The 25,394-nt window shown below is 64.4% G+C and carries 24 protein-coding genes; 13 read left to right on the top strand and 11 right to left on the bottom strand.

Annotated elements, in window-relative coordinates; all coding sequences use genetic code 11:
- Window positions 1–3 precede the first annotated feature (3 nt).
- On the top strand, window positions 4–456 hold the full coding sequence (locus tag CN97_RS02005) for a DNA polymerase III subunit chi (protein WP_035706258.1): 453 nt from the start codon (window positions 4–6) through the stop codon (window positions 454–456).
- Between the two features lie 149 nt (window positions 457–605).
- Here the strand turns inward: CN97_RS02005 and CN97_RS02000 are convergent, their stop codons facing one another.
- On the bottom strand, window positions 606–1,979 hold the full coding sequence (locus CN97_RS02000; protein WP_035706255.1) for a class II 3-deoxy-7-phosphoheptulonate synthase: 1,374 nt from the start codon (window positions 1,977–1,979) through the stop codon (window positions 606–608).
- A gap of 154 nt (window positions 1,980–2,133) precedes the next feature.
- Between CN97_RS02000 and CN97_RS01995 the strand changes: the two genes are divergently transcribed.
- On the top strand, window positions 2,134–3,216 hold the full coding sequence (locus CN97_RS01995; protein ID WP_084683943.1) for a GlxA family transcriptional regulator: 1,083 nt from the start codon (window positions 2,134–2,136) through the stop codon (window positions 3,214–3,216).
- 15 nt (window positions 3,217–3,231) lie between these two features.
- Here CN97_RS01995 and CN97_RS01990 read toward each other — a convergent pair whose 3' ends face one another.
- Window positions 3,232–5,043: an ABCB family ABC transporter ATP-binding protein/permease gene (locus CN97_RS01990; protein ID WP_035706248.1), complete on the bottom strand. Its 1,812-nt coding sequence runs from the start codon at window positions 5,041–5,043 to the stop codon at window positions 3,232–3,234.
- 277 nt (window positions 5,044–5,320) lie between these two features.
- Here CN97_RS01990 and CN97_RS01985 point away from each other — a divergent pair, with 277 nt between their 5' ends.
- A complete protein-coding gene (locus CN97_RS01985; protein WP_035706246.1) occupies window positions 5,321–5,878 on the top strand; it encodes an LOG family protein in 558 nt (185 codons plus the stop codon).
- On the opposite strand, the gene rarD is transcribed toward CN97_RS01985, so the two are convergent.
- The 3 genes from rarD to CN97_RS01970 all read right to left on the bottom strand — a co-directional run bounded on the left by rarD (window position 5,818) and on the right by CN97_RS01970 (window position 8,158).
- Window positions 5,818–6,738, bottom strand: a complete 921-nt coding sequence (gene rarD / locus CN97_RS01980; RefSeq protein WP_035706244.1) for an EamA family transporter RarD — start codon at window positions 6,736–6,738, stop codon at window positions 5,818–5,820. The genes CN97_RS01985 and rarD overlap by 61 nt on opposite strands.
- A 112-nt stretch (window positions 6,739–6,850) precedes the next feature.
- A complete protein-coding gene (locus tag CN97_RS01975; protein WP_035706241.1) occupies window positions 6,851–7,453 on the bottom strand; it encodes a superoxide dismutase in 603 nt (200 codons plus the stop codon).
- Between the two features lie 105 nt (window positions 7,454–7,558).
- A complete protein-coding gene (locus CN97_RS01970) occupies window positions 7,559–8,158 on the bottom strand; it encodes a PAS domain-containing protein (protein ID WP_084683942.1) in 600 nt (199 codons plus the stop codon).
- 187 nt (window positions 8,159–8,345) lie between these two features.
- On the opposite strand from CN97_RS01970, the gene gmk reads away from it, so the two are divergent.
- On the top strand, window positions 8,346–8,990 hold the full coding sequence (gene gmk, locus CN97_RS01965) for a guanylate kinase (RefSeq protein WP_035706959.1): 645 nt from the start codon (window positions 8,346–8,348) through the stop codon (window positions 8,988–8,990).
- 14 nt (window positions 8,991–9,004) lie between these two features.
- Window positions 9,005–9,529, top strand: a complete 525-nt coding sequence (locus CN97_RS01960) for a gamma carbonic anhydrase family protein (protein WP_035706235.1) — start codon at window positions 9,005–9,007, stop codon at window positions 9,527–9,529.
- 143 nt (window positions 9,530–9,672) lie between these two features.
- Here the strand turns inward: CN97_RS01960 and CN97_RS01955 are convergent, their stop codons facing one another.
- Window positions 9,673–10,488 (bottom strand): MurR/RpiR family transcriptional regulator, encoded by an 816-nt coding sequence (locus CN97_RS01955; protein ID WP_035706232.1) that lies wholly within the window; start codon window positions 10,486–10,488, stop codon window positions 9,673–9,675.
- A gap of 522 nt (window positions 10,489–11,010) precedes the next feature.
- Here CN97_RS01955 and ugpB point away from each other — a divergent pair.
- The 4 genes from ugpB to CN97_RS01930 are packed head-to-tail and all read left to right on the top strand — an operon-like array spanning window position 11,011 to window position 15,172.
- The gene (gene ugpB, locus CN97_RS01945; protein WP_035706226.1) at window positions 11,011–12,309 is read left to right on the top strand and encodes a sn-glycerol-3-phosphate ABC transporter substrate-binding protein UgpB; all 1,299 of its coding nucleotides are present in this window, start codon (window positions 11,011–11,013) and stop codon (window positions 12,307–12,309) included.
- A 55-nt stretch (window positions 12,310–12,364) separates the two neighbouring features.
- Entirely contained in the window at window positions 12,365–13,246 is an 882-nt protein-coding gene (gene ugpA / locus CN97_RS01940; protein ID WP_035706223.1) for a sn-glycerol-3-phosphate ABC transporter permease UgpA, read from the top strand.
- Window positions 13,239–14,099 carry a sn-glycerol-3-phosphate ABC transporter permease UgpE gene (ugpE, locus tag CN97_RS01935; protein WP_035706220.1) on the top strand — a complete coding sequence of 287 codons (861 nt, stop codon included), beginning with the start codon at window positions 13,239–13,241 and terminating at the stop codon, window positions 14,097–14,099. The genes ugpA and ugpE overlap by 8 nt, the downstream gene beginning before the upstream one ends.
- Complete coding sequence (locus CN97_RS01930) at window positions 14,099–15,172, top strand: sn-glycerol-3-phosphate import ATP-binding protein UgpC (protein WP_035706218.1); 1,074 nt, start codon at window positions 14,099–14,101, stop codon at window positions 15,170–15,172. Before ugpE ends, CN97_RS01930 begins: the two co-directional genes overlap by 1 nt.
- Window positions 15,173–15,189: 17 nt before the next feature.
- Here the strand turns inward: CN97_RS01930 and CN97_RS01925 are convergent, their stop codons facing one another.
- Window positions 15,190–16,293 carry a lysine-2,3-aminomutase-like protein gene (locus tag CN97_RS01925; RefSeq protein WP_051910895.1) on the bottom strand — a complete coding sequence of 368 codons (1,104 nt, stop codon included), beginning with the start codon at window positions 16,291–16,293 and terminating at the stop codon, window positions 15,190–15,192.
- Between the two features lie 186 nt (window positions 16,294–16,479).
- On the opposite strand from CN97_RS01925, the gene CN97_RS01920 reads away from it, so the two are divergent.
- Window positions 16,480–18,090, top strand: coding sequence for an acetolactate synthase large subunit (locus tag CN97_RS01920; protein ID WP_242685169.1), 1,611 nt, complete (start codon window positions 16,480–16,482; stop codon window positions 18,088–18,090).
- 132 nt (window positions 18,091–18,222) lie between these two features.
- On the opposite strand, the gene CN97_RS01915 is transcribed toward CN97_RS01920, so the two are convergent.
- The 3 genes from CN97_RS01915 to CN97_RS20510 are packed head-to-tail and all read right to left on the bottom strand — an operon-like array spanning window position 18,223 to window position 20,871.
- Window positions 18,223–19,209 carry a tyrosine recombinase gene (locus CN97_RS01915; protein WP_035706213.1) on the bottom strand — a complete coding sequence of 329 codons (987 nt, stop codon included), beginning with the start codon at window positions 19,207–19,209 and terminating at the stop codon, window positions 18,223–18,225.
- Window positions 19,206–20,744 (bottom strand): hypothetical protein, encoded by a 1,539-nt coding sequence (locus tag CN97_RS01910; RefSeq protein WP_051910894.1) that lies wholly within the window; start codon window positions 20,742–20,744, stop codon window positions 19,206–19,208. Before CN97_RS01910 ends, CN97_RS01915 begins: the two co-directional genes overlap by 4 nt.
- Window positions 20,734–20,871: a hypothetical protein gene (locus CN97_RS20510; RefSeq protein WP_156969571.1), complete on the bottom strand. Its 138-nt coding sequence runs from the start codon at window positions 20,869–20,871 to the stop codon at window positions 20,734–20,736. Before CN97_RS20510 ends, CN97_RS01910 begins: the two co-directional genes overlap by 11 nt.
- A 170-nt stretch (window positions 20,872–21,041) precedes the next feature.
- On the opposite strand from CN97_RS20510, the gene CN97_RS01905 reads away from it, so the two are divergent.
- Both CN97_RS01905 and aroB read left to right on the top strand, forming a co-directional pair.
- Window positions 21,042–21,590 (top strand): shikimate kinase, encoded by a 549-nt coding sequence (locus CN97_RS01905; protein ID WP_035706210.1) that lies wholly within the window; start codon window positions 21,042–21,044, stop codon window positions 21,588–21,590.
- Window positions 21,587–22,696: a 3-dehydroquinate synthase gene (gene aroB / locus CN97_RS01900; RefSeq protein ID WP_035706207.1), complete on the top strand. Its 1,110-nt coding sequence runs from the start codon at window positions 21,587–21,589 to the stop codon at window positions 22,694–22,696. Before CN97_RS01905 ends, aroB begins: the two co-directional genes overlap by 4 nt.
- A 108-nt stretch (window positions 22,697–22,804) precedes the next feature.
- On the opposite strand, the gene CN97_RS01895 is transcribed toward aroB, so the two are convergent.
- Complete coding sequence (locus CN97_RS01895) at window positions 22,805–23,374, bottom strand: YcbK family protein (protein ID WP_035706204.1); 570 nt, start codon at window positions 23,372–23,374, stop codon at window positions 22,805–22,807.
- A 302-nt stretch (window positions 23,375–23,676) separates the two neighbouring features.
- Between CN97_RS01895 and CN97_RS01890 the strand changes: the two genes are divergently transcribed.
- Window positions 23,677–25,371: a L,D-transpeptidase family protein gene (locus CN97_RS01890; RefSeq protein WP_242685168.1), complete on the top strand. Its 1,695-nt coding sequence runs from the start codon at window positions 23,677–23,679 to the stop codon at window positions 25,369–25,371.
- Window positions 25,372–25,394 lie beyond the last annotated feature (23 nt).

Here is a 25,394-nt window from a genome sequence, read left to right as displayed (position 1 = left end):
CGCGTGGCTGCCCTTTTCTATCATCTGACGCGATCCCCGGCAGAAGCGCTTCTGCCGGTTCTCATCGATCGGTCGTTGAAGGCGGGATGGCGCGTCGCCGTGCGCGGAACGCGCCCGGACAGGCTGGCCTGGCTTGACGAGCGGCTTTGGCTGGAACCGGAAGACGGCTTCCTGCCCCATGGTCTTCTGGGGGGAGAGTGGGACGCGGCGCAGCCGGTTCTGCTGACGCCAGGGCCGGTGACCAACGGTGCGCGCTGCCTGATGTGCATCGACGGCGCGGAAGCCGAGGCTGAAGAGGCGGCGACACTTGATCGGGTGTGCATCCTTTTCGACGGAACAGATCCCGGAGCGGTGGAGGCGGCGCGGGGCCAATGGCGCCGTCTGACCAGCGCGGGCGTCAGCGCTCAGTACTGGAGTGAGGAAAGTGGTCGCTGGGAGAAGAAGGCGGAAAGCTGATCTTCCGCCGTTACTGTAACGACCCGGCATGACGTTGCCGGCCTGGCTTTTCCGTCAAAGACTTCCGCCTCTCCCGTCCCATCGGGAAGGAGGGCTATGCGCCGCCCGGCAGATCTGCTGCGGGCGGCGAAGGCCGTGGCTATGCGGGATCACGCGCCCGCAACGATCCGCTGCGACTCACGGCGGGTGGAAAGCTCCTCCGACACGAGGAAGGCGAGTTCCAGCGCCTGATTGGCATTCAGGCGCGGATCGCAGGCCGTATGGTATCGGGAGGACAGATCCTCATCCGTTACGGCCCGAACACCGCCCGTGCATTCGGTAACGTCCGCGCCGGTCATCTCGAAATGGACGCCGCCCGGGATCGTGCCCTCGGCATTGTGCACGTCGAAGAACTCCCGCACCTCGCGCAACACCGATTCGAAGGGCCGGGTCTTGTAGCCGGATGCGGATTTGATCGTGTTTCCATGCATGGGATCACAGGTCCAGACGACCTGCGCACCTTCCTCCTGCACCGCGCGGATAAGGCGGGGCAGGTTGTCGCCCACCTTACCTGCACCGAACCGGGCGATCAGCGTGAGCCGGCCCGCCTCGTTCGTGGGATTCAACTTGGCGATCAGGCGTTTGAGATCATCGCTGGAAAGCGACGGCCCGCATTTCAGCCCGAGGGGGTTCTGTACGCCGCGGCAGAATTCCACATGAGCGCCATCGACCTGCCGGGTGCGGTCCCCGATCCAGATCATGTGACCCGATCCGGCGACCGGCAGGCCGGTGGTCGAGTCGATCCGGCAGAGCGCCTCCTCATACTCCAGAAGCAGCGCCTCATGGCTGGTGTAGAAATCCACCTTTGCCAGCTCATGCGCCGTGTCTGCATTCACGCCTGCCGCGTTCATGAAATCGAGCGCATCCGAAATGCGGTTGGAAATCTCCCGATACCGCTCCGCCGCATCATGATCGGTAAAGCGGGAGGTGAACGCGTGGACGCGGTGGATATCAGCATAGCCCCCGGTCGAAAAGGCGCGCAGCAGGTTCAACGAGGCGGCGGCCTGAGTATAGGCCTGCAGCATCCTCCGGGGGTCGGGCGTCCGCGCCTCCGGTGTGAAGTCGAAACCGTTGATGATGTCGCCCTTGTAGGACGGAAGCTCGACGCCGTTCACGATTTCGTTCGGGGCGGACCGGGGCTTCGCGAACTGTCCTGCCATGCGGCCAACCTTGATGACCGGCACTTTGGCGCCCCAGGTCAGGACGACGGCCATCTGGAGCAGCACCTTGAATGTGTCGCGGATCGCATCGGCCGAGAAGCCGGAGAAACTCTCCGCGCAATCACCGCCCTGAAGCAGGAAGGCCTTGCCTTCCGCCACTTCTCCAAGGGCGCGTTTGAGCTTGCGGGCCTCCCCGGCAAACACGAGCGGCGGATAGTTCCCAAGCTGCGACTCCACCTCCGCGAGAATCGCGGGTTCGGGATAGTCGGGCATCTGCACCCGGGGGCGCGCACGCCAGTCCGACTTGCTCCAGCCTTTGCTCATGATGGCCTCCGCACAAAGTGGCTTGCCGTTATATGGGCGTTGCCCCCATCATGCAAACCCCAATCCAGCGTGATGTTCTAAAGACGTGACATCTTGCGCGGGCAGGAGAGACCTGCTTTTCTTGTCGCGAAAACGCCATGAAGGGTCGCAATCCATGCGCGACGCGAGACCCGACGGGCCGATCGTCTCTGGCCATTCCCCCGAAGGCCGCCCCCATGAAGACCGAGCAGCCCGCGTGGCTGGCAGAAGTGTCGTGAATGGCCGGGTGGGAGAGGTCCAGCCGCGTCGGTTCGTATTCCTCCTGCTCGACCGCTTCACGCTCATCGCGTTCGCAAGCGCCGTGGAGCCGTTGCGTATCGCCAACATGATGTCGGGGCAGACGGTCTATTCCTGGCAGTTGGCAGGAGAAAACGGGGTTCAGGCTGTTTGTTCCAACGGTTGCGCGTTCCGGGTGGATATGGGGCTCGACGTGCTCGACCGGGAGGAGACGCTCGTCATCTGCGGTGGGCTGGAGATCGAGGCGGCCTCCTCCAAGCGGGTGCTGGCCTGGCTCCGTCGGGAGGCGCGGCGCGGCGGGCGGATGGCGGGTATCTGCACCGGTGCCTGGACACTGGCGCGCGCGGGCTTGCTGGATGGGCGGCGCGCGACGATCCATTGGGAAAATCAGGACAGCTTCATTGAGGAGTTCGAGAACGTCCGGCTGTCGAAGGCGGTGTTCGTCACCGATGGCAACCGGCTGACGAGCGCGGGCGGCACCTCCGCCATAGACATGATGCTGAAGATCATTGCCGACGATCACGGAGAAGAATTGGCCAATGCGGTCGCCGATCAGATGGTCTATTCCTCCATCCGTACCGGGCAGGACACGCAGCGGCTCTCCATTCCCACCCGGATTGGCGTCCGTCACCCGAAGCTCAGCCAGGTCATCCAGATGATGGAGCGCAATATCGAGGAGCCGATCAGCCCCACCCAGCTGGCTGAAGATGTCGCGATGTCCACCCGCCAGCTCGAACGGCTGTTCCGGCGCTATCTCAACCGCAGTCCCAAGCGCTACTACATGGAGCTTCGGCTGCAGAAAGCGCGAAACCTGCTGATGCAGACCGACATGAGCGTCATCAACGTGGCCCTGGCCTGCGGCTTTGCCAGCCCGTCGCATTTCTCCAAATGCTACCGGGCGCATTACGCAACCACTCCCTACCGGGAGCGGGGGAGCCACGCGATGCGGTTGTCTTTCTAAGGCAGCGGCGCGGCGTCAGGCCGCATCCTCCTCCAGCGCCTGCCGGATCCAGAGGGCGGCATAACGGCCCTTCTGCGCCAGCAACTCCGCATGCGTGCCCGCTTCCTGCACGGTGCCGTTGTCGAGCACGAGGATCAGGTCCGCATCCACGATGGTCGAAAGGCGGTGCGCCACGGTAATCACCGTCCGGCCCCGGCCAAGCTCGGCCAGTGAATCACGGATACCGGCCTCCGTCTGGGTGTCGAGCGCCGAAGTCGCTTCGTCCAGCAGCAGAATCGGCGGGTTCTTCAGGAGGGTCCGGGCGATGCCGACGCGCTGCTTCTCCCCGCCAGAGAGTTTCAGGCCCCGTTCGCCCACCTGCGTATCGTAGCCTTCGGGCAGACTTTCGATGAAGTCATGGATACGGGCGGCTCGTGCGGCAGAGATCACATCCTCCCGCGTCGCCCCTTCGCGCCCATAGGCGATGTTGTAGAAGATCGAGTCGTTGAACAGGACGGTGTCCTGCGGCACCACACCGATGGCGGCATGCAGGCTCGACTGCGTGACATCGCGAAGATCCTGACCGTCGATGCGGATTGCGCCGCCCTGCACGTCATAGAAGCGGAAGAGCAGGCGACCGACGGTGGACTTGCCCGCACCCGACGGGCCGACAATCGCCACTGTCTCCCCCGGAGCGGCGCGGAAGGTCAATCCTTTCAGGATCGGGCGGGCCGGATCGTAACCGAAGTGCACATCGTCAAAGATCACCTCGCCGCCGGTGATGCGAAGCGGGTGGGCATCGGGCGCATCCACGACCTCGGTCGGTTGCTCCAGCAGGTCGAACATCGCGGCCATGTCCACCAGCGCCTGCCGTATCTCCCGATAAACGGTCCCGAGAAAGCCCAGCGGCAGGGTGATCTGGAGCATATAGGCGTTGACCATCACGAAATCGCCCACTGTCAGCGTCCCCGCCTGCACACCGCGCGCGGCCATGACCATGACGATCACCAGGCCTGAGGTGATGATGAGCGTCTGTCCCGCATTCAGGAAGGCCAGCGAATACGAGGTCTTCAGCGCCGCGCGCTGATACCCCGTCATGGCCACGTCATAGCGCGCGGCCTCACGCCCTTCGGCATTGAAATACTTGACGGTTTCGTAGTTGAGCAGGCTGTCCAGCGCCTTCTGGTTTGCCTCCTGATCCCGCTCGTTCATCTCCTTGCGCATACGGACACGCCATTCGGTGACGAGCGTGGTGAACAGGATGTAAAGGGCGATGACCACGCCGACGACCAGAGTGTAGGTCGGGTCGAAGACGAGTGCGAGGATGATGCCCACCAGCACCAGCTCAAGGATCAGCGGCCCGATGGAGAACAGCATGAAGCGCAGCAGGAAGTCGATGCTCTTCACCCCCCGCTCCATCACGCGGGAGAGGGCGCCGGTGCGCCGGGTGATGTGATAGCGCATGGACAGGCGGTGGATGTGCTCGAAGGTTTCCATGGCAAGGCCGTGAAGCGCCCGCATTCCGACCTTGGCGAAGATCGCGTCGCGCAATTCTTCAAAGCCATCCGACATGAGCCGCGCGACGCCGTAGGCGATCGTCAGCCCCACGGCACCCAGCCCGAGCGCGCCGAGCGGGCCCGTCACCTCGTGCGACAGGCTGTCAACCGCCGCCTTGTAGAAGAACGGCACCACCACCGAGATGAGCTTGGCCAGCACAAGGATCGCCATTGCGATGACGACGCGCCGCCTGACCCATGGCGTGCCTGTCGGCCAGAGATAGGGAGCCACGCGCCGGATCGTGCGCCATGCGCTGCGGCCTTCGCTCATCGTTTTTGGGGTGTCGGGCATAGGGGGTTTCCGTCTGGAAGGGCCGCGACACTAGCGGACGGTGTGCCGGAAGGCCAGAGCCGCCGCTGCGCCAGGCGCGCGATTGCCTCCGCGGATCAGGCGATTGCGCCATCCTCATCGGATCAGGCCATGTCGCGCGAAGACCGGGGTGCCCCTGAGGCGGCGACAACCTGCTCCGCAGGCGTGAGCGCATGTCCTGCCGAAGACCCCGGCCTTGCGAGCCGCGAGGGGACATCCTAGGAACAGCGGCGAATAGCCACCTTCACGGAGCGACATCATGGCCCGGCCCGAAAAATCCGTCTGCGTCTTCTGCGGCGCCCGTCCCGGAACGCGCGCGCCCTATGCGACGACCGCGGCCGAGATGGGCAGAATGCTGGCGGCGCAGAACTGGCGGCTCGTTTATGGTGCGGGTGACGTTGGCCTGATGGGAGAGGTGGCGCGGGCGGCGCAGATGGCGGGCGCGGAGACCTTCGGCGTCATCCCGGAGCATCTGGTGTCATGGGAGGTCGGCAAGCGCGACCTGTCGACCTATATCGTCACGTCGAACATGCATGAGCGCAAGACGGTGATGTATCAGAATTCGGATGCCGTCGTCGTCCTGCCGGGCGGCATCGGCACGCTTGACGAGTTCTTCGAGGTGCTGACATGGCGTTACCTCAAGCTTCATGAGAAGCCGATCTTCATCCTCAACGTCGAGGGTTTCTGGGATCCGCTGGCACGGCTTCTCGACCAGTTGATCGACGAAGGTTTCGCGGGCGCGGAAATCCGCGACTTCTACACCGTGGTGCCGGACGTGCCGAGGCTGGCCGCCAGCTTGCGGGCCGCGCTCGCCTGACGGCGTAGGGCCACGATGTAGATCAGCACGGCCAGCCAGATCATCGGGAAGGCCAGCGCGTGGGCGTGGGTGAACGGCTCCCCGAAGGCCAGCGTGGCGATGAGGAACTGGATAGTAGGGTTGATGTATTGCACGACGCCCAGCGTCGACATCGGGATGCGCCGGGAGGCATAGGTAAACAGCATCAGCGGGATGGCGGTGAGTGGCCCTGTCCCGATCAGGAGAAGCGTCGTCTGCCAGTCCGAGCCGAAATGTGCCGCACCCGGAACCTCTGCATGCGGGAGGATCAGCCAGACCAATGCCAGCGGCGTCAGGAACATCACCTCCGCCGTGACGGAGACCGTGGCATCAGCGGTGATCTTCTTCTTGGCGAGACCGTAGAGACCGAAGCTCACCGCGATGGCGAGTGAGAACCATGGCGCGACCCCGAGGCCGATGGTGAGCGTCACGACGCCCGTCGCCGCGAGCGCGACGGCGAGCCATTGAAGCCGCGACAGGCGTTCGTGGAACACCACTAGCCCGATTACGACCGCGACCATCGGGAAGATGTAATAGCCAAGGCTCGATTCGAGCGCATGGCCGATCTGGATCGACAGGATATAGACGAACCAGTTCACCCCCATCATGAGCGCGCCGAAAAGGATCAGCCCGCCCTCCCGCGATGTCATGGCGCGCCGGAGCGCGGGAAGCCGGCCCTGCACCGCAAGGACCGCGCCGAAGAACACGACCGACCAGAGCGTCCGGTGAGAGAGGATCTCCAGCGCCGGGACATGGGAGAGCAGCTTGTAGTAAAGTCCGAGTATCCCCCAGATCACGCTGCTGCAAATGACGGCGATAAGGCCGCGCTGGCTGTCCGGCATGGCCCGGCTCCTCACAGTGGAAAGCCCCCGCGCCTTGGAGCACGGGGGCCGATTTCTGGCTTGGTTGACGTCACGTCATAAGCAGCAACGCGATACAGGGCCGCCTCGGGCCTCAGAGGCGGGAGGCCACGTTTTCCCAGTTCACCAGCTTGTCGAGGAAGTTGGTCAGGTAGGCGGGCCGCTTGTTGCGGAAGTCGATGTAGTAGGAATGCTCCCAGACATCACAGCCGAGCAGCGCCGTCTGGCCGAAGCAGAGCGGGTTTACCCCGTTCTCGGTCTTGGTGATCTTCAGGCCGCCATCGGTATCCTTGACCAGCCAGGACCAGCCGGAACCGAATTGTCCGGCACCGGCCGCGGCGAATTCTTCCTTGAACTTGGCGACGGAGCCGAAGGCTTCCGTCAGCGCCTTTTCAAGCTCGCCCGGGATTTTCTTGTCCTCGCCCGGGCCCATGACTTCCCAGAACAGATTGTGGTTCCAGTGTTGCGAGGCGTTGTTGAAGATGCCCGACTGCGCGACGGCACCGGCCTGATAGGTGCCCTTCACGATGTCCTCGAGCGGTTTGGATTCCCACTCGGTGCCCGCGATCAGCTTGTTGCCGTTGTCGACATAGGCTTTGTGGTGGATATCGTGGTGAAACTCGAGCGTCTCCTTGGACATGCCGAGGGATGCGAGCGCATCATGGGCATAGGGAAGATCGGGAAGTGTGAAAGCCATCGAAGACTCCTCTCGCGCTTTGGTGATCGGCAGCAGGAATAAGGCGCGTGCCGCCGACAAGGTCAAGGACGAACAGCTTTCCTCCCGCCCGGGTTCCGAACGTGCTCACGAAGGGAAAGTGCGGAGGCGATCTTCCGCATGCGCGCGGGCGCCGGGACCCGGTCGCCCGAATGTCACCCGGATCACCTTGCTTTCCTCTGCCGGGATGAGGCGCACGGTGCCAAGGGTAAGGAGCGGGGCGTCATTCGCGGCGGTCCGCCGGCTCCCGGCATCGCTTCGCATCGCTCCGAGGATCAGCGGGCGGCCGGAAGCGTCCGGGGCAAGCGGCAGCAGTATCATGCGCCGCTCGTGCTCCCCTTCCAGGAGAGAGAGTTCGGCGCGTGCACGATCGCTCGTCACCGTTTCGAGGCAGGCGGCGACGCGCCCGCGCGTGCCCGGCTCAAAGATCGCGCCGAAGGGAACGCGTTCAGGTTCCTCGCCGGTAAGCGCAGACAAACTTCTCCCCGCGTAGCGAAACCGCCAACCCCAGGAGGCATCGCGGGTCAGCAGGAAACAGGCATGTAGCGCTCCGGCAATGGCAGCCCCCGCGAGAGCGGATCGGGGCGGCAATCCCCGAACGGGAAGTTCCCGGCAAGCCTTTTCCCAAGCCGTGCTAATAAGGTGGACGGGATCGCTCTCGACCCCGTCCATGCGGATGTTACTCATGACACTCGTACTCCAAACCGAGGAGCGTTGACCGGTTGGTTGTTGCCAAGCAGGGTCAGCGTCCTTACCGAAACTTTAATATAGCTGATGGCCGCAGGTCGGCAGCGAAAAGTGAACAAAAGGTTAACCCATGCCGTCTGAGCTACCAATGCAAGTTCCTCTCTCCGACGATCCGGGAGGGCGCGGCATTGCGCGTCGCGGCATCCTCCTCATCCTGTCTTCACCCTCTGGCGCGGGCAAATCGACCCTGTCGAAGCGATTGACAACCTGGGATCCGACCATCGGATTTTCCGTCTCCGCAACCACGCGCCGGCCCCGACCGGGGGAGGTCGAGGGGCGGGAATACTATTTCCGCACGCGGGAGGAATTCGAAGCGATGGTGGCCGCGGGCGAGATGCTTGAGCATGCGGAAGTCTTCGGGAACCTTTATGGTTCCCCGCGGGGACCGGTGGAGGCCGCACTTTCCGAAGGAAAAGACATGCTGTTCGACGTTGACTGGCAGGGCGGTCAGCAGATTCGCAATTCCGGCCTGGGGGAGGATGTCGTTTCCGTCTTCATCCTTCCGCCCTCCATCAAGGAGCTTGAGCAGCGTCTCCGCGGGCGCGGGCAGGATCCTGAGGAGGTGATCGCAGGGCGCATGGCACGCAGCCTGGATGAGATCAGCCGCTGGTCGGAATATGACTACGTGCTCATCAATCGTGATATCGACGCGGCGGAGCAGGAGCTGCGGGCGATCGTCACGGCGGAGCGTCTGGAACGGAAGCGGCGGCGGGGCCTCGTGGGCTTCGTACGTGGACTGAATGAAGAATTCGCCCATCGCAACAAGGGTTGAAGAGGGAGAGGAACATGATCTACGCGCTGGATGGCGTGGCGCCGCAGGTGCCGCCGAGCGGAGACTACTGGATCGCGCCGACGGCGGTGCTCATTGGGGATGTGCTGATCGAGGACGGAGGCTCCGTCTGGTTCGGCGCGGTCCTGCGTGGCGACAATGAGCGGATCACTGTGGGAGAGGGGTCCAACGTTCAGGAAAACGTGGTCTGCCACACCGACATCGGCTTTCCGCTGGTCATCGGGCGAAACTGCACCATCGGTCACAAGGCCATGCTGCACGGTTGCACGATCGGGAATTCCACACTCATCGGCATGGGCGCGACGGTCCTGAATGGAGCGCGCATCGGGCAGCACTGTCTCATCGGGGCGGGCGCGCTCATACCGGAGGGGAAGGAGATCCCGGACGGCAGCCTCGTGATGGGCGCTCCGGGCCGTGTCATCCGCCCATTGGATGAGGAGGCGCGCGCCCGGCTGGACAGAAGCGCGGAAAGCTATCAGGCAAACATGCGCCGCTTTCGGGCGGGTCTGTCGCCGGTCTGACGAACTGATGGTCCTGCACGCGAGAGAGCGGAGCGGCGGGCGGGACACGCGCAGCGTTTATTCTCTCGCGAAAGGCTACCGCGAAGTCGGCGTCAGGCCTGTCGGGAAAGCAGATCCTCCGCACATGCGATGTGCGGGCAGGCTCATTCGGTGATGCCCCGCCGCTCCGCCACCGCTGCCGTTATCGCGGTAGCGACGGCGATGCTGCCCGAGAGCAGCCGCAATCCCTCATGCTCCGCTTCCGTCAGCATGAGGGATACGCGCGCGAGGGAGGCGACCGGGCTGTCTGGCCCGTCTGTCAGCGCGATGACGGGCAGGCCGCGTTCCCGCAGGTTGCGGGTCTGATGCACCGCATCGCGCGAATAAGGCCAGAAGCTCACCACGAGCGCCGCGTCTCCGGGCCGGGCGAGGTCCAGCATTTCATCCTCGATCCCCTGAGCCGTCCCGATGAGCTGACAGCGGATTTTCATGCGACCGAAGGTATAGGCCATGCTGCTCGCGATCGGGAAGGCACGCCGGCGGGCGATGAGAAAGATGGTCTCCGCCTGCGCCAGCAGATCCACTGCGGTCTCGAACCGTTCCTCGGTAATGGATTGACGCGCCGATTCCACTGAGCGGGCGGCGGCATCCAGGAAGCCGCCAAGCGTGCCGGCGGCGGCGGGCGCCTGCGGCCTATGCAGATAGGGACGGCGGAAGATGGCCTGAAGGTCGCTGAAGCCGTCATATCCAAGCGTCTGCGCAAATCGCACCAGGGTGGAGGGCTGCACCCCCGCCGCCCGTGCGATCTCCGCCGTGGTGCCCAACGCCATTTCCTCCGGCCTTGTAAGCGCGAAGGCCGCCACCTCTCCCAAGCGACGGGGGAGGCGTGATTCTCTCGCCCGGAGATGCTCTCGGAGCGTGTCTATATCGCCGGGAGGGGCAAAGGCGGAAGCGGGCTTGGTATCTGTTTTCTTCGGCATGAACGGTAAATGTGAGCGGTATCAGGAAGTCTTTTGGAACATATATTCCATTTAACCAACTCTCGCCAGCCCGTATTTCCCGGAATTTAACCCGTTTCGACTCATTATCGCACAAATATTGGGCATATATGCGCTAAGCCGCTTTCTCTGTTGACATGATTGGAACGAGTTGTCATGTTCACCACAGAACAAACGTTCCACGCACCAGCCAGGGGAGGGATGGTTCGGGGCGTTGTTCGCCGGTTACGCGCGGTTGGGGAGGTCGCCGTAGCCGGTCTGCTTCCCCGGCACCGTCTGAGGTGTGGGCCAGTTGGCCCCCTCCGGTGCCGGGGTTCACTCCCTTGCGGGTGCCCTCTCTCGCAGATGATTGATCGGATACGCCCGGCATAGCAGAGCCGTGGCGCTTTCTGGTATCATCTTGTCCAATCCCCCTGAAAGATGCCGCTTGCTGGACGGGTTTCACACACCTGCCATGTCTTTTCCGTAAGCCCGCGTGTACCGAATCTCCAGGAGGTCCTCCGAATGACACTGAAGGCAATTCTCGCAGCGACGATCGCACTCGTCCCCCTGAGCGCCGAGGCCAAGACCCAGATCAGCTGGTGGCATGCGATGACAGGCGCGAACTCGGAAGTGGTCAACAAGATCGCCAGCGACTTCAATGCCTCACAGTCCGACTACGAGCTTCAGCCGGTATTCAAAGGGACCTATCCCGAAACGCTGAACGCCGGTATTGCCGCGTTCCGTGCCGGGCAGGCGCCCGATATCCTGCAGGTGTTTGACGTGGGCACCGGGGTCATGATGGCGGCAGAAGGTGCGATCAAACCGGTGGCGGATGTGCTGACGGATGCGGGCGCAGCGTTCGACAAATCGCAGTATCTGCCGGGGATCGTGGCCTATTACTCTCGGCCCGATGGAACGATGCTGTCCTTCCCCTACAACTCGTCCTCGCCCATCCTCTACTACAACAAGGATGTCTTCGAGAAAGCCGGGCTTGACCCCAACGCGCCCCCGAAGACCTGGAACGAAGTCTGGGACGCCGCGCGCAAGATCAAGTCCTCCGGCGCTGCGCCCTGCGGTTACACCTCGACGTGGCTCACCTGGATTCATACCGAGAATTTCGCAGCGTGGAACAACGTTCCCTTCGGCACCAATGAAAACGGGCTTGCCGGTTCGGATGTGGAACTCAAGATCAACGCGCCGATCTATGTGAACCACTTCCAGGCGATCGCCGATCTCGCGAAGGAAGGCGCATACCGCTATGGGGGCCGCACATCGGAAGCCAAGCAGATCTTCCTGTCCGGCGAATGCGGGATCCTGACCGAATCTTCGGGCGGCCTCGGGGATATCGTCAAATCGGGCATGAACTACGGCATCGGGCAACTGCCCTATGACAGCGACGCTCCGGGTGCACCGCAGAACACAACGCCGGGTGGGGCGAGCCTGTGGGTTATGGGTGGCAAGTCGGATGAGACGTATAAGGGCGTCGCGGCCTTCTTCCAGTATCTGTCGCAGACGGAGGTGCAGGAATACCTGCATCAGACTTCGGGCTACCTGCCGGTAACGCTCAAAGCCTATGAGGCGACAAAGGCCAGCGGCTTCTACGAAAAGAATCCCGGCCGGGAGACGCCGATCCTCCAGATGATGGGCAAGGCTCCGACGGAGAACTCCAAGGGCGTTCGGCTGGTCAACCTGCCGCAGGTCCGCGACATCGAGAACGAGGAGTTCGAGAAGATGCTCGCCGGTCAGCAGACTGCGCAACAGGCGCTCGACAATGCTGTAGAGCGGGGCGATGCCGCAATCCGTCAGGCGCTCGGCAACTGAGCACCTAAACGAAGCGGGTCCGCCCGGCAGCGGGCGGACCTTACCGGAGTCCTGAATGAACAGGGTCGTCTTTCCCCACCGGCTACTGCCTTTATTGCTGGTTCTCCCGCAACTCGTCATAACCGCGATCTTCTTCTACTGGCCGGCTGGACAGGCGCTCTGGCAGTCCATGCTGCGCGAGGATCCCTTCGGTCTGAAAACCACCTTCGTGGGTTTTGCGAATTTCCGCAGGGTGCTGTCCGATCCGGCCTATCTGAACAGCCTGCAGGTCACTGCGGTGTTCTCTGTAGCAACGGCAGTCCTGTCGATGGGCATCGCGCTGCTCCTTGCCGTCCAGGCGGAGAAGGTCGTGCGGGGGCGGGGCTTCTATCGCACCATGATGATCTGGCCCTATGCGGTCGCCCCGGCCATTGCCGGGATGCTGTGGCTTTTCATGTTCAATCCGTCCTTCGGAACGCTGGCCTGGCCGCTCCGGCAGATGGGTTTGCACTGGGATCCGCTGTTGAACGGCGGGCAGGCGATGACGCTTGTCGTCGCGGCGGCGAGCTGGAAGCAGATCAGCTACAATTTCCTGTTCTTTGTCGCCGGGCTTCAGGCGATCCCGCGCTCGCTGCTGGAGGCCGCATCCATCGACGGCGCGCGTCCGATCAGGCGGTTCTGGACGATCGTCTTTCCGCTGCTGGCGCCCACGACCTTCTTCCTGCTGGTGGTGAACACTGTCTATGCCCTGTTCGATACCTTCGGCATCATCCATGCCGTGACGGGCGGTGGTCCCGGCAAGGCGACAGAGACGCTGGTCTACAAGGTTTACAACGACGGTTTCGTCAACCTTCAGCTCGGCTCTTCGGCCGCGCAATCAGTGATCCTCATGGTGATCGTCATTGCGTTGACCGCCTTCCAGTTCCGCTACATCGAACGGAGGGTTCACTATGGTTGAGGAACCCGTAGGCTCCACGCCCCGATCCCGCGCCTGGGCGCATGTGTGGATGATCCTTGCCGTGGTGATTGTGGCCTTCCCGATCTATTATGTCTGGGTCGCCTCAACGCATTCCCTGATGACGATCCTCCGCCCGCCGCTACCGCTCGTTCCGGGGCCGGAGGCGGTGGAGAACTACCGCGATGCGCTGTCGGGTGGGGTTTCGCGGATAGGCGGGGTCAGCGTGGGCTGGCTGCTGTTCAACACCACTGTCGTGGCTTTGGGCATCGCGGTGGGCAAGATCGTGATCTCACTCGCCTCTGCCTATGCCATTGTCTTTTTTCGCTTTCCGCTGCGCATGGTGTGCTTCTGGGTGATTTTCATCACCCTGATGCTGCCGGTCGAGGTGCGCATCCTGCCCACCTACAAGGTGATGGTCGACCTCAAGTTGATCGACACCTATGCAGGGCTGATCTTGCCGCTTATCGCCTCCGCCACGGCGACGCTGCTATTCCGCCAGTTCTTCATGACCATTCCGAACGAGTTGCTGGAGGCCGCGCGCGTGGATGGTGCGGGGCCATGGCGCTTCTTCAAGGATATCCTGCTGCCGCTTTCCTATACCAATATCGCTGCACTGTTCGTCATCCTGTTCATCTACGGCTGGACCCAGTATCTCTGGCCGCTGCTGGTCACGAACTCGAACGACATGAACACCATCGTCATCGCGTTGAGGAAGATGATTTCCTTCGCCGATGCGGATACCCCCTGGCACCTTGTGATGGTGACCGCGGTCCTGGCCATGCTGCCGCCGATCCTCGTGGTCGTCCTGATGCAGCGTTGGTTCGTCAAGGGCCTCGTCGAGACGGAGAAATAATGGCCCGCATCACCCTTTCCGACCTGCGCAAATCCTACGGGCCGCAGGAGGTCATCCATGGTGTCTCGATCGACATCGCGGATGGTGAGTTCATCGTGATCGTCGGCCCTTCCGGCTGTGGCAAGTCCACGCTGCTGCGGATGGTCGCGGGGCTGGAAAAGATCACGGGGGGCACCGTTTCCATCGATGGCCGTGCCGTCAACGATCTGGAACCGCGGGAGCGGGACATCGCGATGGTGTTCCAGAACTACGCGCTCTATCCGCATATGAGCGTGCGGGACAATATGGCTTACGGCCTGAAGATCGCGGGGATGCCCAAGGTGGAGATTGCGCAGCGTGTAAACCGCGCCGCGGAGATGCTGGAATTGCAGCCCTATCTGGACCGCAAGCCGCGCCAGCTATCGGGTGGTCAACGGCAGCGTGTCGCGATGGGGCGGGCGCTTGTGCGCGATCCGGCGGCGTTTCTGCTGGACGAGCCGCTCTCCAACCTCGATGCAAAGCTGCGCGTTCAGATGCGACTGCAGATCAAGGAGTTGCAGCGCACCGTCAATACCACCACGCTCTACGTCACCCACGACCAGGTGGAGGCGATGACGCTGGCCGACCGGCTGATCGTGATGAACGCGGGTGTGGCCGAGCAGATTGATACCCCCATGGCGATCTATGACAGGCCCGCCACGGCTTTCGTCGCGGGGTTCATCGGCTCGCCCGCGATGAACCTCCTGCCCGCGACTGCTGCTGCCGATGGTGTGCAGCTTCCCGGCGGGGGTCTTCTCCCGCTGACCGATCCTGTGCCTGAAGGTCCGCTCACCTTCGGTCTCCGGCCCGAGCATGTGCGCGTGGTGGGGGAGGATGCGCCCGGCCTTGATGTCACGGCCTTCGCCGTCGAGACGCTGGGAGCGGATGCCTATGTCCACGCCCGTCTGCCGGGCGCGGGGCCCGAGGTGCCGGGTTTCGTCGTGCGGCTTCCCGGTCATGCCTCCGTGGCAGAAGGCGACAGGCTTCGCATCGCCGCCGCGCCGGGCGAAGCCCATTTCTTCGACAGCGAGACCGGACGCCGCCGCGAGGCATGATCCCTGTCACGGGGTGCTCAGCCGACAGGCTTCGGGCATTCGACTGCGGTCGGCTCCACCGGCCGCAGCGGATCGTGGTAGTCATGCCGGCCGCCCTTCGGATCCGTCACGACATGACTTCCCGGCTCCAAGCCTTCCGTGACATAGCCCGGTCCGATGGGCACCTTGCCGTAGCCGCCGGGGATGTCGAGCACATAGGTCGGCAGGCAGTGACCCGAGAGCCGCCCGCGCAGCTCCTCCATCAGGCTCTGCCCTTCTGCTATGGTCGTGCGGAAGTGGCCCGTGCCCCGTGCAAGGTCGCAATGGTGGAGGTAGTAGGGCTGCACCCGGTTGCGGACCAATCCGCGGAACAGTGCCTCCAGCGTATCGGCATCGTCGTTCACACCGCGGAGCAGAACGCTCTGTGACCGCAGGATGATGCCCGCGCCTGCAAGCCGAGAGAGCGCGCCCGCCGCTTCCGCGGTCATTTCCGCCGGGTGGTTGGTATGCACAACGACCATGACCTGCGGCCGGACGTTCAACGCGCCGAGCAGCGCGTCGTCGATCCGTTCCGGCGCCACCACGGGAACGCGGGTGTGGAAGCGGATGATTTCCACATGCGGGATCGCCGCGATGCGGGAGAGGATCTGCCCCATGCGCCGTGCGGAAAGGACCATCGGATCGCCGCCCGTCAGGATCACTTCCCAGATCGCCGGATGCGCGCCTACATAGGCCAGCGCCGCCTCAATCTCCGCCTCGCTCAATGTGCCGGCGCCGCCCACTGCCTCCCGCCGGAAACAGAAACGGCAATAGACCTCGCAGGTCTGGGTGATGTGCAGGATGACCCGGTCGGGGTAGCGGTGCGTAAGCCCCTTCACCGGGCTGTGCGCCGCATCTCCTATGGGATCGGCGAGTTCCTCCGGCAGGATGGTCAGCTCCGCCGTCGTGGGTACATATTGCAGCGCGACCCCCGGCTCGGTCGTCTCGCCCAACGATCGTTGCACGGCGGGCGTAAGACGTATGCGAAACGCCTCCGCGACCGGAGCCAGCGGCGCTTCGGCAGCTTCGGGGATCAGCGCTTCGCGACGGAGATCGGCGAGTGTGGTGAGCGCGCGGGCAGGGCGGGGCGGGCAGGAAGACATCGGTACGGACCTGTCTGGGAAGGGCAGAGCTTATCCTCCCCTCTGCCTCCAAAGGCAAGCATCGCGCGCGCTTGGGCAAAGCCCCGCCAACGCACGGTGGGCTATGGGATCTTTCACCCTCCCCGGTCTAGGATGCCTGCGACTCGCCGTCAGATTTGACGGCGACAAGGGGAGAAGGAGCAGGGAATGGACAGGCCAGAGATGAAGGATACCGCGCAGCGCCTTTCGACAGAGGGCAAACCCGGAAGCACCGGAGCGGATGCTCTCTGCGACACGCTCCTGGCGGCGGGGGTCGATACCTGCTTTGCCAATCCCGGCACATCGGAAATGCACTTCGTGGCCGCGCTTGACCGCAAACCGGCGATGCGCTGCGTGCTCGGGCTGTTTGAAGGCGTGGTGACGGGGGCTGCGGACGGGTATGCCCGCATGGCTGGCAAACCGGCCGCCACGTTGCTGCATACCGGCCCGGGGCTGGCGAACGGGCTGGCCAACCTGCACAACGCACGTCGGGCGCACACACCGATGATCAACGTCGTGGGAGATCATGCAGGCTATCACGTCGCCCTCGACGCGCCGCTGACCAGCGATATCGACAGTCTCGCGCGGCCTATGTCGAACTGGGTGCGCCGGGTCAGCCACGGCACCGTTTCACGCGACACCGCCGATGCGATTGCCGCCGCGCGGGGAGAGCCGGGCGGTATTGCCACGCTGATCCTGCCCGCGGATGTGGCCTGGGGACCGTCTGACGCAGCCCTTGTGACACCTGCCGCGCCGCGCCGCTCACGGGTTCCCGCCGCTGCGGTGGAGGCGGCGGCACGTGCCCTTCGCAGCGGAAGGAAGGCCCTCTTGCTCCTTGGCGATTCCGCGCTGCTGGCCGAGCCGCTGGAGGCCGCTGGCCGTATCGCGGAGGCGACCGGCGCGCGGCTGATGGCCGAGCAGTCGAACCGCCGCATCGCGCGCGGAGCGGGGCGGGTAGATATCCCGTGCAGGCCCTATCCGGTCGATCTCGCCCTGAAGGCCGTGGAAGGGGTGGAGGTGATGATCCTCGTCGGCGCGCGGGCGCCGGTCGCCTTCTTCGCCTATCCCGGCAAGCCGGGGAGCCTCGTGCCGCCGGGCTGCGAGGTGCTTACGCTCGCCGAACCCGGTCAGGACATGCAGGAAGCGCTGGAAGCTGTTTCGAGTGCCCTGTCGCTGCCGGCCTCCGCGCGGGCGAAGCTCTCACCGTTCGCGCCGCCTCCTCTGCCGCAGGACGACGGCGCCCTGACCCCAAGCACGATTGCACAGGCCGTCGGCGCGCTGCTGCCTGAAGGCGCAGTGATCATCAACGAGGCGATCACCTCCGGGGCGGAGATCGCTCCGCTGACAGCAACCGCCGCGCCGCATGACATGCTTGCGCTGACGGGCGGTGCGATCGGAGACGGTCTTCCGATGGCAACCGGTGCCGCCATCGGCGCGCCGGGGCGCAAGGTCATCGCCATGCAGGCAGATGGCAGCGGCATGTACACCGTTCAGGCTCTGTGGACACAGGCGCGGGAACGGCTGAACATCGTCAATATCATCTATGCCAATCGCGAATATGCCATTCTGCGGGGCGAACTCGCGAATGTCGGCGCGGGCGCGCCGGGCGTGAATGCCACGCGGATGCTCGATCTCGGAAATCCCGATATCGACTGGGTGAAGTTGGCGGCCGGCATGGGCGTGGAAGGTGTCCGCGTCGCGACGCCCAAGGCCTTCGGCGCCGCGCTTCGTGCCGCCCTTTCCCAGGAGGGGCCGTTCCTGATCGAGGCGGTGATCTGACCAGGTTCGGCAGACGGGTTGGTGCAGGCTAGGCGGGTTGGGTAGTCTGACGGGTTGGATAGGATGTCAAAACCGTCTTATCCCGCCCGGCCACGCGCCTTGCGCCAGAGCCTTACTCTCGGGCGATTGCCGTCAGATGTCGTCCGGTTCGCCCTCGGGGCTGCGATCGGTTGTCCGGGCGAGCGGGTGGCGGGTGAGGACCAGTTCCTTCAACCGCTCCTCCACCACATGCGTATAAATCTCCGTGGTGGCGAGGTCGGCATGGCCGAGCAGGGTCTGGATCACCCGCAGGTCCGCTCCACGCTCCAGAAGATGCGTGGCAAAGGCGTGACGGAGCGTGTGGGGCGTGACCTGACCGGGATCGACACCCGCCGCCACGGCGAACCGCTTGATGAGCGTGTGGAAATGGATCCGCGTCAGGTGCCCCTCGCTCCCGAAGGAGGGGAACAGGTAGCGGGAGGGCGCGCGTCCCGCCAGCCGCTCGCTTTCCTCCCCTGCGTCGCGGTAGGCCAGCCAGCAGATCAGCGCCTCCCGTGCGGGGGTGGAGAGCGGAACCATCCGCTCGCGCCCGCCCTTGCCACGGACCAGCAGCATCCGGGGATCGCCCCTGGCGCCCGAAACCGGCAGGCTCACAAGTTCCGAAACACGCATCCCCGTCGCATAGAGCACTTCCATGAGGCAGGCGTTTCGAAGCCGTTCACCTTCCGTCTTGCCGAAATCGCGTGCGGCGTTGAGCAGCCGCTCGACTTCCGCCACGCTGAGGGTGCCGGGCAGACGCTGATCCCGGCCGGGGCCTGTCACGCGGATGGCGGGGTGATCCTCCCGCAGGCCATCATCTACGGCGAAACGGTAAAGCTGACGGATCGCTGCCAGCCGCCGTGCGCGGGTGGCCCGGGAGAGACCCTGCGCCTCACAGAAGACAAGATAGTCCTCCACATCACCGCGGCTCGCGGTCAGAAAGTCCAGCTCTCGCCTTGCCAGCCAGGCGGCAAAATCCTTCAGATCCCGGCCATAGGCCAGACGCGTGTTCCGCGCCGCGTCACGCTCGGCCGCCTCTGCCTCCAGAAAGGCGGAGATCCAGCGCTCCATGAGCGAGATCGGGGCAGGTTTGCCCGTCATCCCCGGCGATCCAGCAGGATAAGCTGCAGCCCGATCCGCCGCGCATCGTCTTCCAACCCGGCGGCGCGGAGCGTAGCCAGCCCTTCCGTCACCGCCCGCAGATCACCGCTCGCGCCTGCGCGGACGCGCAGGAGGGCGTTCAGCACGGCTTCACCGCGCCGTTGCCAATCGAGCATACCCTTCAGGTCGGCTGGAACCGCATCGGCGCGCAACCCGTCGCGGACTGCCCCCGCCATACGGTCTGGCGGCACGACGCCACGCAGGCTGCCCGCGGCCAAGCCTTTCAGAAAGGCCTCTACCGACCCATCGGGCGCGCGAACACGGGCATTCTTCGCATAAGCGTCGGTGAGCAGGCCCATGCGGTAAGCGGTCGCCGCAGCCTCGCCCTCCAGTGTCAGGGCAACGACGCGATCGCCGAACATGGCGGACAGCGGTACTTCCAGCTCGCTCTGCGCCAGCAGATCCCATGCCTGCGGAAGAATGAGCGAGAGCGGACCGGTATCGCCTGCCTCCGCTTCCACGAGAGCTGCGTCGAGCTGCTGGATGATCCGCACCCGGTCCCAGACCCCACCGGAGGCGGCGGCGCGCTGCTCCGTGTAAAGGCCGTGAAGGGCATTCGGGTCGAGCGCGCCCGTCCGGGCGAGACGCTCGCCGGCCTCGATCCGCGCTTTCCATCCGGTGTTGTTGCGCAGATCTGCCGTCGCGAAGGCCAGCGGCAGCGAACCGGAAGGGATAGCCTCGCCGACCGCCTCGAACAACCGCCATTGCAGCGGGGTCGGGCGGGCGGGCGGCGCCAGCGGGGGGCTTTCCTCCGCCATTTCAGGCTCAAGAAAACGGGTTAGCAGCTCTCCGTCATAGGCGTCGATCTCTCCGAGCGCGAGGCCCGCTTGCAACGTGGTCATAGCGGCGGCCCAGGCGTCCCCGCGCCCGAGACAAAAGACGCGCGCGCCGAGTTCCGGCGCGAGTGAAGGGTGGCTCAGCATCTCCGGGCAGGTACGGTCCTCCTGTCCGGCCAGAAGGGAAAGGTCGAACCAGCGCCTGAAGCTTTGCGGCGTATCGGCGCCTTCACGGTCCAGAAGGGCCAGTGCCTGCTCCGTTGCGCCAAGGTCCATGAGCTTGTCGATCCGGGCAAGGAACAAGGCCGCGTTGCCATCGGAGTCAACGGGAGGGTTCAGTTCGGCCAGAAGGATACGAAACAGCGTCTCGTTCGCCGCGGGCAGCGCGTCGATCGGCTGGTTCGCTATCAGCCGCGCGAGCTCTGCGGAGGGTGTGATCCCCCAGAAATCCTGCGGCAGTTCCGCCCGGTCCGCATCGACCAGACCGGCGGCATCGGCATTGGTATCAGGCAGCGGTGTAACGCCGATCTCCACCGGAGCAGCGGGCCGGGACTGATCCGTTGCCGGAGGAGCGGGAGGGCGCGAGACGCTCTTGGAAAGCCAGTCGATAGCCGACAGCGGCTGCTCCGCCCACGCGGGAAGCGCTGCCGTCAGAACGAGAGCGGCGATGAGCGGCAGGCGCCGTTTCTCAATCGACATTCAGTGTCACCGGCTGCGTGACCTGCGCCTGCGACGGGGTCAGCGATCCCGGCAGGTAGGACCAGCCGACGAGGCCGAGGAAGCCGAGGATGAGGATGACCGCGACGGTCTTCAGAAGGATGGTCATAAGGTTCTGTTCCTGCTCTCGTCCGGCGCCGATCCGGGGGGCGGATCCGGCGATGCGCCTGGTCTTATGCCGGGCTGGCGCGGATTATAACTGGCTTTCCGCGCGAGTTCACGCCATTCAGGCGCAAAGATTTCGTGAAGCGGAATACGGGAACGCGGAAGGCGGGGGGAGTGACCTGGCGGCTCAACAAGACGGTGGTGCTCGTCGGCATGATGGGTGCGGGGAAGACGGCGGTCGGCCAGTCTCTGGCGCGTGCGCTGGGGGTCAGGTTCCGCGATTCGGACGAAGAGATCGTGAAGGCGGCCAACCGGACGATCGCAGAGATATTCGAGCGTGACGGGGAGCCATTTTTCCGCCGGAAGGAATCGCAGGTGATCGGGCGTCTCATAGACGAACGCCCGGCGGGCGTGCTTTCCACAGGGGGCGGGGCCTTCCTCTCGGAGGAAAATCGCCAGGTGATCGCGGAGCGCGCCGTGTCGGTCTGGCTGAAGGCGGATGCTGATCTGCTCTGGTCGCGCGTCCGTCACCGGACGCATCGTCCGCTGCTGCAGACCGCCAATCCTCGGGCCACATTGGGCGAGATGCACCGGGCGCGCGAGCCGCATTATGCGAAGGCGGAGCTGATGGTGGAAAGCGCGCAGGGCCGCTCCATCGAGGATATGACCGGACGGCTGATCGAAGCGCTTGCGACCCGTCCCGACGTTTTGCAGAGGAAATGATGGAAACCGTTCACGTCGATCTCGGTGATCGCGCCTATGAGGTGCGAATCGGAGGCGGTCTCATCGCCCGCGCGGGAGAGGAGATCTGGGAGCTTCTGCGTCGCCCCCGCGTCGCCGTCATCACGGACGAGAATGTGGCGGCATTGCATCTGGCGACGCTGGAGCAGGGCCTGACCAAGGCGGGGATCGAGATGACCGCGCTGGTGCTGCCTCCCGGCGAATCCACGAAGGGCTGGCCGCAGTTCACCCGCACCGTGGAGTGGCTGCTTGAGGCGAAGGTGGAACGCCGGGACATCGTCATCGCGCTCGGCGGCGGTGTTATCGGCGATCTGGCGGGATTCGCTGCGGCCGTGCTGCGCCGGGGTGTGCGCTTCGTGCAGATCCCCACGTCCCTGCTGGCGCAGGTGGACAGTTCCGTGGGTGGCAAGACCGGGATCAACACGGCGCAGGGCAAGAACCTGGTGGGCGCCTTTCATCAACCCAGCCTCGTGCTTGCCGATACCGGCGTATTGGCGACGCTGCCCGCGCGGGACTTCCTGGCCGGATACGGCGAGGTGGTGAAATACGGCCTTCTCGGCGATCCGATATTCTTCGACTGGCTGGAGGTGGAAGGCACGCGCCTTGCCGCTGGGGATCGCGCCCTCCGGCAAAAGGCGGTTGTCCGGTCGGTGGAGATGAAGGCGCGCATCGTCGAACGCGACGAGACGGAGGAAGGAGATCGCGCTCTTCTGAACCTCGGGCATACCTTCGCCCATGCGCTTGAGGCCGCGACCGGTTATTCCGACCGGCTGCTGCATGGAGAAGCGGTGGCCATCGGCTGTGCGCTGGCCTTCGATCTGTCGGCGCGGCTCGGCCTGTGTGCGCAGGAGCTTCCGGGGCGGGTTCGCGCCCATCTTCAGGCGATGGGGATGAAATCGTCGCTTTCCGACATTCCGGGTGATCTGCCTGGCCCCGAACGACTGGTCGCCCTCATGGGGCAGGACAAGAAGGTCGTGGATGGTCGGCTGCGGTTCATCCTTGCCCACGATATCGGGCGGGCTTTCGTGGCCGACGATATAGACCCTGCAGTCGTCACGCGCCTCATTGCCGACGAACTGCCGCGCTGAGCAGGGGCGCCGCACCTGACGGCCATGCCTCGGAAAGACGATGCCGGCGCACCCGTTGGGCCGCCGGCGCATCGTTCTGTCAGCCTCGCCCTGTCAGCCTCGTCGGTGTCAGGCGCCCCAGGTGCGGACCGTGCCGCAATCCATATGAACGAAGTTGGAGCGGGAATAAGTGCCGACGCCGCCAGCCGCACAGGCCTTTGCCGCGCGCGCCATCTGGGAAACGGAACGGGACTTGAGCCGCAGGTCCGCCGCCATTCCCTTGAGGTGAAGGGAGTTCTTCGCAACACCGCCGCTCTGCCGCCGCAACATGTTGTTGGTCTGCGGCGAACGGTATCCGGAGAGGAGCATGTAAGGCTCCGAGACATCCATCAGGCGATGCGACGCGGCCATGATGTCCACGTTGCGCGCGTCGATGTTGATCTTCTGATTGTTGCGCCAGTCGCGCATGAAATGCGTGATCTCCGCCAGCGCTTCGGGGACATACTGACCCTCGACCCAGTAGATCGTGTCGATGCTCTCCCCGGTGCGGCCGGAATACATCCTGATTCGCCGCACGTCGCCCGCGCCTCGTAAAAAGCCGAAAGCGTTGGCGTAGGTAGGCGCCGCGACCAGAGTGGTCGCCGCGAAGACGCGCATAAGGCCGCGCCGCGAAATGCCTTTCGGCTCGATGTCGCTCATTGCCTGTCCCGTCGCTCGTTGTTGAATGCCGCGGTCTTGCGCCGCTGCCGCCGGTCGTTGCCGGCCAGCGTTTTATGGCATCATCCGCGTCATCGACCAAGCTGTAGTTCCGCGAGTACTGGCAGGTTCTTCAACCATCGGCGGAATGCCGCCGGAATCCTCCCGGTGGTTCTGCGGAGCGCGCGCGAGCTCTGGCCTATGGCTTTTTCGTGACAGGTGCCGGGCTGCACAGGGCAGGCGATGGACAGCTGCCGTGATTTCCTCGCATGTGGTTCCCAGAGCCATATAACGAGGGGCCAGCCATGAACCGCGCAACCTGCTTCGCCCTGGGTCGCAGTGGGGCTTCGGGCCGTACCGCGATGGTCGCGCTCTGGCTCTGCGCCAGCCTTTCACCTGCCTTCGGGCAGGAGGCTGCGATTACGCCCGTTGTCCTGCCCGGAGCGCCGGTGGAGATGCCGCAGCTCGGGCCTCCTGCCGAGCTTCTGCCCGTGCCCTCGACCGTCTTCGCCCGCACTTTGGCCGATGTGTTGGCGGGGGATGAGACGCTCGTCGGCTTCTATGCACGTCGGGACTGGGCGCCTGTCTGGACCGGGGCGGAGGACGCGCCGCGCCGCGCCGCGTTCTTCACTACCTTGGCGGAGGCGGGGGCGCAGGGCCTGCCGGAGCGGCGTTACGATGCGGAAGGGCTCGTGCGGCAGTTTCGCGAAGTGCTGGGGGAACGTGATCGGGGTCTGCTTGAGGCCGCCATGACCCGTGCCTTCCTGTCCTATGCGCGCGACGTGAACAGCGGAGTGCTGACGCCTGCGCGTGTCGATCCCGGCATCGTCCGGCAGGTGCGCCGCCCCGAAGTGCTGGGCTTGATGGAGGGAATCGCCGGGGAGGCGCCCGGGCGCTTCCTCGCGTCGCTGCCTCCACGCAGCACGGAATATGCCGCGCTGCTCCGGGAAAAAGCCCATCTGGAGGCGATGCTTTCCCACCCGAGCGGTCCTGTCATCACGGCGGATGTGTTGAAGCCCGGTCAGGCTGGCCCGGACGTTGTTGCTCTGGCCCGCCGGTTGACGACCCTGGGCTATCCTGCCGGGGAAGGACACAGCTATGATGGGAACCTCCGGGCGGCAGTGAAGCGCTTTCAGCAAGATCGCGGCCTTAACGACGATGGTGTCGCCGGACGTATCACACTGCAGGAACTCAACCGGAATTCGACTGGCAAGCTTTCAGCCGTTCTCGCAGCGCTGGAGCGTGAAAGGTGGTCGAACTTCGACCGGGGGAAGCGGCATATCTGGGTCAATATCGCTGACTTTCAGGTCAAAATCGTTGAGAATGGTCACGTGACATTCTCCACGCGCTCTGTTGTCGGAAAGGCTGCACCGGATCACGAGACGCCGGAATTTTCCGACATGATGCAGTTCATGGTCGTAAACCCCCGCTGGAACGTGCCGCGCTCCATCTCCATCAGGGAGTATCTACCGCAACTGCAGAAGAACCCGAATGCCGTCGGGCATCTGGATGTGGTGGACAGGGCAGGTAACGTGATCCCGCGGGATGCGGTGGATTTTACCCAGTTCACCCCGCAGAACTTCCCCTACCGTATCCGGCAGGCACCGGGAGATGACAATGCTCTGGGGCTGGTGAAGTTCATGTTCCCCAACAAGTATAACATCTATCTACATGATACGCCGTCAAAATCACTGTTCAACAGGGATGAGAGGGCCTTCTCTCACGGCTGCATCCGGCTGGCTGATCCATTCGACTTTGCCTATGCGCTTCTCGCGGCGCAGGAAAGCGATCCGGTGGCCAGGTTTCAGCGGGTGCTGGCCACCGGCAAGGAAACGACCGTTCGCCTGAAGGAACCCGTGCCCATTCATCTCGACTATCGGACCGCCTTTTCGGATGAGCGGGGTCGCATCGTCTATCGCGCCGATGTCTACGGGAGGGACGGTAAGATCGCCGCCGCTCTGGAAAAGGCCGGGGTGGCACTGCCGGGCGTTCAGGGTTAGATCCCAACCGGGCAACGGGCACC

The sequence above is a fragment of the Haematobacter massiliensis genome (assembly GCF_000740795.1).
GTDB lineage: Bacteria > Pseudomonadota > Alphaproteobacteria > Rhodobacterales > Rhodobacteraceae > Haematobacter > Haematobacter massiliensis.
The sequence above is the reverse complement of the archived record's forward strand: the minus strand, read 5'-3'. Positions and strand labels throughout refer to the sequence as shown.

What these genes read in the sequence shown, in the direction of transcription:
- CN97_RS02000 (WP_035706255.1), bottom strand. Translation starts at nt 1,979, where the DNA reads ATGAGCAAAGGCTGGAGCAAGTCGGACTGGCGTGCGCGCCCCCGGGTG.
- CN97_RS01995 (WP_084683943.1), top strand. Translation starts at nt 2,134, where the DNA reads ATGCGCGACGCGAGACCCGACGGGCCGATCGTCTCTGGCCATTCCCCC.
- CN97_RS01990 (WP_035706248.1), bottom strand. Translation starts at nt 5,043, where the DNA reads ATGCCCGACACCCCAAAAACGATGAGCGAAGGCCGCAGCGCATGGCGC.
- CN97_RS01985 (WP_035706246.1), top strand. Translation starts at nt 5,321, where the DNA reads ATGGCCCGGCCCGAAAAATCCGTCTGCGTCTTCTGCGGCGCCCGTCCC.
- rarD (WP_035706244.1), bottom strand. Translation starts at nt 6,738, where the DNA reads ATGCCGGACAGCCAGCGCGGCCTTATCGCCGTCATTTGCAGCAGCGTG.
- CN97_RS01975 (WP_035706241.1), bottom strand. Translation starts at nt 7,453, where the DNA reads ATGGCTTTCACACTTCCCGATCTTCCCTATGCCCATGATGCGCTCGCA.
- CN97_RS01970 (WP_084683942.1), bottom strand. Translation starts at nt 8,158, where the DNA reads ATGAGTAACATCCGCATGGACGGGGTCGAGAGCGATCCCGTCCACCTT.
- CN97_RS01960 (WP_035706235.1), top strand. Translation starts at nt 9,005, where the DNA reads ATGATCTACGCGCTGGATGGCGTGGCGCCGCAGGTGCCGCCGAGCGGA.
- CN97_RS01955 (WP_035706232.1), bottom strand. Translation starts at nt 10,488, where the DNA reads ATGCCGAAGAAAACAGATACCAAGCCCGCTTCCGCCTTTGCCCCTCCC.
- ugpB (WP_035706226.1), top strand. Translation starts at nt 11,011, where the DNA reads ATGACACTGAAGGCAATTCTCGCAGCGACGATCGCACTCGTCCCCCTG.
- ugpA (WP_035706223.1), top strand. Translation starts at nt 12,365, where the DNA reads ATGAACAGGGTCGTCTTTCCCCACCGGCTACTGCCTTTATTGCTGGTT.
- ugpE (WP_035706220.1), top strand. Translation starts at nt 13,239, where the DNA reads ATGGTTGAGGAACCCGTAGGCTCCACGCCCCGATCCCGCGCCTGGGCG.
- CN97_RS01930 (WP_035706218.1), top strand. Translation starts at nt 14,099, where the DNA reads ATGGCCCGCATCACCCTTTCCGACCTGCGCAAATCCTACGGGCCGCAG.
- CN97_RS01925 (WP_051910895.1), bottom strand. Translation starts at nt 16,293, where the DNA reads ATGTCTTCCTGCCCGCCCCGCCCTGCCCGCGCGCTCACCACACTCGCC.
- CN97_RS01920 (WP_242685169.1), top strand. Translation starts at nt 16,480, where the DNA reads ATGGACAGGCCAGAGATGAAGGATACCGCGCAGCGCCTTTCGACAGAG.
- CN97_RS01915 (WP_035706213.1), bottom strand. Translation starts at nt 19,209, where the DNA reads ATGACGGGCAAACCTGCCCCGATCTCGCTCATGGAGCGCTGGATCTCC.
- CN97_RS01910 (WP_051910894.1), bottom strand. Translation starts at nt 20,744, where the DNA reads ATGTCGATTGAGAAACGGCGCCTGCCGCTCATCGCCGCTCTCGTTCTG.
- CN97_RS20510 (WP_156969571.1), bottom strand. Translation starts at nt 20,871, where the DNA reads ATGACCATCCTTCTGAAGACCGTCGCGGTCATCCTCATCCTCGGCTTC.
- aroB (WP_035706207.1), top strand. Translation starts at nt 21,587, where the DNA reads ATGATGGAAACCGTTCACGTCGATCTCGGTGATCGCGCCTATGAGGTG.
- CN97_RS01895 (WP_035706204.1), bottom strand. Translation starts at nt 23,374, where the DNA reads ATGAGCGACATCGAGCCGAAAGGCATTTCGCGGCGCGGCCTTATGCGC.
- CN97_RS01890 (WP_242685168.1), top strand. Translation starts at nt 23,677, where the DNA reads ATGAACCGCGCAACCTGCTTCGCCCTGGGTCGCAGTGGGGCTTCGGGC.